The following is a 6554-nucleotide window of genomic DNA, read 5'->3' on the forward strand; positions in this document are numbered from 1 at the left end:
CAACTGAGATTCACATTGGATAAATTAACTATTAAAGCCAGTAATCCTTTAGCTGGCGAAGTCGTGATCTCGGGTGCAAAAAACGCAGCATTGCCAATTTTAATGGCTGGCGTACTAGCAGAAACAGATTTTATTGTTTCAAATGTACCTAAACTTCGTGACGTCATCACCAGTTGCGAACTGTTACGTTGTTTAGGCGCAGAGGTTGAAGACTTAGGCGATAGCCGCATTCGTATTTCAACCACGCATTTAAATAACTATTGTGCCCCTTATGACTTAGTCAAAACAATGCGTGCTTCTATTCTTATTTTAGGCCCACTGCTTGCCCGTTATGGTACTGCAGACGTTTCTTTACCCGGCGGTTGTGCTATCGGCGCCCGTCCGGTCAATTTGCATTTGCACGGCTTGGAGTTAATGGGGGCCAAGATTGAAGTTAAAGAGGGCTACATCAAAGCGCGAGTTGATGGCCGTTTAAAAGGCGCCCATATCTTTATGGATATGGTCAGTGTCGGCGCAACAGAAAACTTGCTTATGGCAGCCGCGCTAGCGGATGGCACAACGGTTATTGAAAATGCTGCTCGTGAGCCTGAAGTGACTGATTTAGCAAATTGCTTAATTGCTATGGGTGCGAAAATCACCGGTGTTGGTTCTGCCACGTTAACGATTGAAGGGGTGGAGCGTTTATCCGGTTGTGAATATCGCGTGATGCCTGATCGTATCGAAACAGGGTCATTCCTGGTTGCGGCGGCGGTAACGCGTGGCAAAATTCGTTGTGTGTCAGCAGACCCTATTGGATTAGAGTCGGTATTATCCAAGCTTGAAGACGCCGGTGCCGAGATCACCACAGGCGAAGATTGGATTGAGCTTGATATGAAAGGCCAACGTCCAAAAGCCGTAAACATTAAAACGGCACCTTACCCTGGATTTCCGACCGACATGCAGGCGCAATTTTGTGTGTTAAATGCGCTGGCAGACGGGACGGGTAGAGTGACTGAGACGATTTTTGAAAATCGGTTTATGCATGTGCCAGAATTAAGCCGTATGGGGGCTAATTTAGAGCTGGAAGGTAATACCTGCATTATTCATGGTATTGAGCGTTTAAATGGTGCCCAAGTGATGGCGACCGATTTACGTGCCTCGGCCAGCTTAGTGATTGCCGGCTTAATGGCTGAAGGAACCACGACAGTGGCTCGTATCTACCATTTAGATCGTGGTTATGAGCACATAGAAGCAAAATTCAAAGGGCTAGGCGGCGAAGTTATCCGCGTTAGCTAACTTAATATAATACTTGCTTATTCACTAAGACCGCACTTAACCGTGCGGTTTTTTATTTGATATGTGTCAAAAATTCTTAAATAAACCTCACCGCATCGCAAAGTAATTGCAAAGCTGATCACTTCTTCATAATGGTAAACTGTTAATGTGTTGTGATGACGACTTTCATCACGTTTAACATTTATTTATTTTACGGCCTCGTGTTTTTTGCGATTGGTTGCGTGGTGGTGTTTCGGAATTTTAAATATAGTCAGCTATCTATATCTGAGACGTTATGGGCGCTGGCGCTTTTTGGTTTCTTTCATGCTTTTCATGAGTGGTCTGAGCTATACGCCATCTTATTCAGTGATGATATCTCGCCAAAATATCATTCTGTGGTGCAATGGTTAAGAGTGATAAAACTGTCACTTTCTTTTGCTGGCTTGATGATTTTTGCTTGGCTTTTATTCCGAATTTGCCCTAAAACGTGTGCAAGAATAGGCCAGTTTATTACCGCAGCAATTATGGTGATTTATATTCTGGTGATGTTGTTCTTATATCAAAGGAGTTCAGTGCTGGCGGAAACATTTGCACAAGCTGCCAGCTACACTCGTTTTTTACTCGGCTTTGGTAGTGCCACCTTAGCCGGAGTGGGTATCGCTGTTTATGGTCATCAATTGCGTCAGGATAGTCACGAATATGGGCAGTATTTTATTGCCACTGGTGTTGGGTTATTTATCTACGGTGTATTGGCTGGTTTAGTGCCGACAGAGCTTCATTCTTCCGTTCCAGTGTATAGAACCTTAGCGGCCACTTTTGTGTTGATCACGCTCTACAAGGCACTCAATATTTTTGATATTGAGAAAGAAATGGCCACAGAGGCTAAGCTGAAGCGAGCTATTGAAGCGGATAAATATAAAGCCATTGGGCATTTAGCGATGGGAATAGCCCATGAAATTAATAACCCTTTGGCTTCTTCTACTTTGGCATTGGATTTACTCGAACGAAAACTTCCAGTGAAGTTGGATGAGTTAACGGATTATATTAATAGAGCGCGCTTAGGCATTGATAGGGCATCTGTTATCAGTAAAGAATTACTGGCCTATGCTCACACCGATTTGGGTAACGCTCAAAAGGTGTATTTTTGTGATGTCATTTATGGCGCTAAGCAATTAATGAGTCATAAAATTGTCCCTTACGTTATCAATATTGATTGTGATCCATCCTTAAGTATCATTGGTCAGAAGGTGAAGTTGGAAGAGTTATTAATTAACTTACTTAATAACGCCATGGATGCCAGTGGTCATAACTCTCATATCGATATCAGCGTCACTAGAGATGAGCATCAGGTTTTATTTGAAGTCAGAGACTATGGCGATGGAATGAATGAGCAAACGCAGCAACAAGCCACAGAATTGTTTTACTCAACTAAACCTATAGGTAAGGGAACGGGATTAGGCTTGGCTATTTGTAAGCAAATTGTCAGTGCTCATAAAGGGAAAATGAACATTATCAGTGCCAAAGGCGTTGGTACTAGAGTACTTATCCGTTTTGCCACAGGGGGGGAGTGTGAATGGTTAACGTGTTAATTGCAGAAGACGATCATGAACTTAGGCGAAATATGGTCGATATTCTTCAACTTGAAGGCTATCAAGTCACCGGTGTTGACAGTGGTGAAGCTGCAATTACTGCTTGTGAGCAGCAAAATTATGATATTGCTCTGTTAGATTTAGTGATGTCTGGTATGACAGGTGTTGAGGCCATTTCCAATTTACGCCAACTTAACCCCTATATGGCGGTGGTCATTGTGACGGCTTATGCCACGGTTGATACCGCTGTGGATGCGATGAAAAAGGGTGCCGATAATGTTATCACTAAGCCTTTTAATAGTTCGGTGTTAATTGTCACTATAAAACGCAGTATTCAAGAAAAACTATTATTAAAAACAACCAATGATATCGATCCAGATTGTGTCTATTCTGCGTTAGCAAACGCCTTGCGACGCGAAACACTTAAGCAGTTAGGTACTCATAAGCAGCTAAAGTTTATGGATCTTTGCCGATTAGTGGGGGTTGCAGACCATACCAAATTTAATTTCCACTTACGCCAGCTAAAAAAAGCAGGTTTGGTAATGCAAAATGAGAGCAAGATCTACATTTTAACAAGTACCGGTCAATTCGTATTACAAAACCACAACTTATCATTATAGTTTTAATGCATTTAAATCAGTTGGTTAAGTTTATTGTGATAACAATAGTTCACAAGTTGTTAGAGACTGTGAACTATCGTTATCTATCTCTTTATAGGTAATCCGCAAATACTGAGCATATGTCCAAAGAGACATATCAATCACGCCCAACAACATTGTGCAGTGATTGAAAGCCAATTTGAGGATGAACTGATGAAAACAATAATTCCATACAAAAAATTACTTCTTGCCAGTATGATTACCATGCTTGTTGCTTGTGGTAGTGACAATGACGATACCGTTACTCCACCACCAGCAGATGAAAATACCCCCCCAGTAGCAACTGCTGATATTGCCAATGTTCTGGCTGCACAAGTTGTGACCATTGATGTGCTAGCAAATGACACCGATGCCGATGGCGACACCTTGGCAATTGTTTCTGTTGATTCTGGTAGCGCAGTGATTAAAGATGGCAAGGTTGACTTTACCGCTGGTGCAGAAGCCGGTGAAGTGACGTTTAATTACACCATTACTGATGGCACCGACGAAGCATCAGCTGTAGCCACGGTAACCGTAGAGGCTATTCCTGAGCCAGAAGCATTAAGCTATGTCGGGTCTTCATCTTGTGCTGCCTGCCACGCTGATACGCACGAGACTTTTGTAAAAACTGGTCACAACTTCAAAATCATGAAAAACCCGGGCAATGATGCTCCGGTATTTCCGTATACTCCTGCTACAACCATTATTGGCGCTATCGATTTGTTGGTCAATTCAACAGCCAATAATGATTTAGGTGCACCAACAAGTTATGACGAGGTCTCATATACTGTTGGTGGTTACGGTTGGAAAATGCGCTGGTTAGACAAAGATGGCTACATCGTTACCGGTCAAGACGTGCAATACAATATTCGTAATGCTGCTGGTGAATTGAATATTCCTGATAATCATCCAGGTGATGTGGATGTTATGGGCGATTACAAGGGAGACCAATTCAATGTTAAATATAGCTGTGGTAACTGTCATACAACGGGGTGGAAACGTACGACTGATGTAGCAGGTGGCGATACTCGCAGCCCATTACGTCAAGATGATCTTCCTGGCATGGATGGTACCTTTGCAGAGCAAGGCGTTCAGTGTGAATCTTGTCATGGCGCGGGTAGTGAGCATGTCAAAGCACCATCATCAGAAAATATCGTTAAGATTGCCGTTGCTCGTATAACCGAAGATTTCTTAGCCGATGATATGGGCTATGGTAAAGCGGTCACATGCGCCGAGTGTCATACTCGTGATGGTGAGAAAGATTACCCAACATTTATTAGCCATTATAACGATGCCTTCCCTGATGGAAGTAAAGTCGGTGGTCGTATCATCTCTAGTGGTGGATTATCAAAGCATCACCAGACTGGCGATGAAATGTTAGGCGTTGTACCTGAAGACCATGGCACTTATAAAGCCGGTGACGAAATTGGTCCTAAGAGCGGTATGGCGTGTACCTCTTGTCATGATTCTCACAAGTCTACCTTAAATGCAGACAGTGCTGATGGTTTGCATACTGGTGCAGTTAAAGAGTGTTCTTCTTGCCATATGGGTGAATACAAGAAAGAGTTTACCGTTGGAGTACATGAGTTTGTTGCAGAGTGTACCGACTGTCATATGCCAAAATTGGCTAAGAGCGCAGTAAAACATTTCGGAAAAGATGGCACAACGGCCTTTGGTGACGTCAAATCTCACCTGTTTACTCTTGACCTAGACCCTGCCGCGAAGCAGTTCACTGAAGATGGTAAGTTCCAAATGCCTTGGGCAACCGCGCAGTACTCTTGCGGTGAGTGCCATGCTGATTATGCTGATAAAGCAGCAGCACTACCTGATGGTAAAATGCATAAGTAAACATTAGCGCTACCTTAAAGCCATGCGGTATTCCGCATGGCTTTTTTTATTGTTAAATGATGAAGCCGTCAATAATCTGGTTTTAGATTATCCATGTAACTGTTGTGATGAAACTGTTTGAGTAACTTAAATGAGTTAACGAATTAACCGCTTAATGAAAAAAGCCATCAATATTAATTGATGGCTTTTTTCATTAATGTTTAACTGCCGGGGTTTATGGATCAAAGACCTTATGTTGCTCACTATTCACCAAGGCAAAATAGTTTCAAACCATCATTTGGCGTTATTGAACCATCCCGCCAGTATTAAGCGAGTGTTATTACCAAGTAGCGCTAACATGAATGAATTTACACAATATAATCATGACTTACATTGTTGAACAAACTAAAGCTCAGCTGCAAGAAGATAAAATACTTACCCCGCACTAAAAATAGTGATTGAGTTGATTTAGGTTGTCGTGGTGATGCAGGGGAATAAATTAGCGCTCAACAGTAACAATAGTCGTATCCTTCATAAGATATTAATCAACACAAACAGTCTAAAGATAAATTAGATCAACAATCGGTGGGTAAAAAGTAGTGTGGGTAAAACATCAATGCAGACGGATACACTGATGCTATAAAGGTAATTATTGTTGAACGAGACATTATTCCCAAAGGGAATTATTAATAGTTTGGTTTTCAAAAACGGCATGTCGTCGGCATCGTTATTCACTGCATAGTCAAAGCGTTTCAAGTTCAATTATTGACGACGAACAAGGTAATCGTTTTGTTGCTAAATTCCCCTAAGGGATAAATAGCCCATGATGAAGGCGTTAAAGCCTATGGCGTTTACTTATCGCTATATCCGTTATTGCCTTATTGAGTAATATGTTAGCCACAATTATGCTGAAAATGATATCAGGATGACAAAAGTGCATCAAAAGACCTGCCTGCTTTAGGCATTGGCAGGCCATAGATGTTTTACTTAATTCGACGTCACTAATCGACTTAGTTAATCGACTTAGCAAAAAGCTAAAATTTCAGCAACACATGGCTTAGCATTTCAGTTAAAGAATAAATTGTCTTATATATTTATATATATATTTATCTAAGAAAATGCGGAATCGTTAGCGCTAGTGTTGTACAAAAAAAGCCATTCAATTGAATTAATGCTATTCGGATAAGCACTATTGTTTATATCTAAGTGGATAGCGACTGGGTATGTAGAGCACTGAGCGTGGATA

4 protein-coding genes are annotated in these 6554 nt (G+C 41.7%); all 4 read left to right on the top strand.

All coding sequences use genetic code 11. From position 1 onward, the window contains the following. Positions 1-15: 15 nt before the first annotated feature. The 4 genes from murA (at position 16) to AAEZ02_RS02500 (ending at position 5329) form a co-directional block, all read left to right on the top strand. The gene (gene murA / locus AAEZ02_RS02485) at positions 16-1275 is read left to right on the top strand and encodes a UDP-N-acetylglucosamine 1-carboxyvinyltransferase (protein WP_124012476.1); all 1260 of its coding nucleotides are present in this window, start codon (positions 16-18) and stop codon (positions 1273-1275) included. Between the two features lie 155 nt (positions 1276-1430). After that, a complete protein-coding gene (locus AAEZ02_RS02490) occupies positions 1431-2843 on the top strand; it encodes a sensor histidine kinase (protein ID WP_124012475.1) in 1413 nt (470 codons plus the stop codon). Next, a complete protein-coding gene (locus AAEZ02_RS02495) occupies positions 2828-3463 on the top strand; it encodes a response regulator (RefSeq protein WP_124012474.1) in 636 nt (211 codons plus the stop codon). The genes AAEZ02_RS02490 and AAEZ02_RS02495 overlap by 16 nt, the downstream gene beginning before the upstream one ends. Before the next feature lie 192 nt (positions 3464-3655). Further along, on the top strand, positions 3656-5329 hold the full coding sequence (locus tag AAEZ02_RS02500) for an Ig-like domain-containing protein (protein ID WP_124012473.1): 1674 nt from the start codon (positions 3656-3658) through the stop codon (positions 5327-5329). Positions 5330-6554: the final 1225 nt, after the last annotated feature.

It is taken from the genome of Shewanella sp. T24-MNA-CIBAN-0130 (genome assembly GCF_040310185.1).
GTDB lineage: Bacteria > Pseudomonadota > Gammaproteobacteria > Enterobacterales > Shewanellaceae > Shewanella > Shewanella psychromarinicola.

Excerpts from the sequence above, each read along its gene's own strand:
- AAEZ02_RS02490 (WP_124012475.1), top strand. The coding sequence starts at position 1,431 with ATGACGACTTTCATCACGTTTAACATTTATTTATTTTACGGCCTCGTG.
- AAEZ02_RS02495 (WP_124012474.1), top strand. The coding sequence starts at position 2,828 with ATGGTTAACGTGTTAATTGCAGAAGACGATCATGAACTTAGGCGAAAT.
- AAEZ02_RS02500 (WP_124012473.1), top strand. The coding sequence starts at position 3,656 with ATGAAAACAATAATTCCATACAAAAAATTACTTCTTGCCAGTATGATT.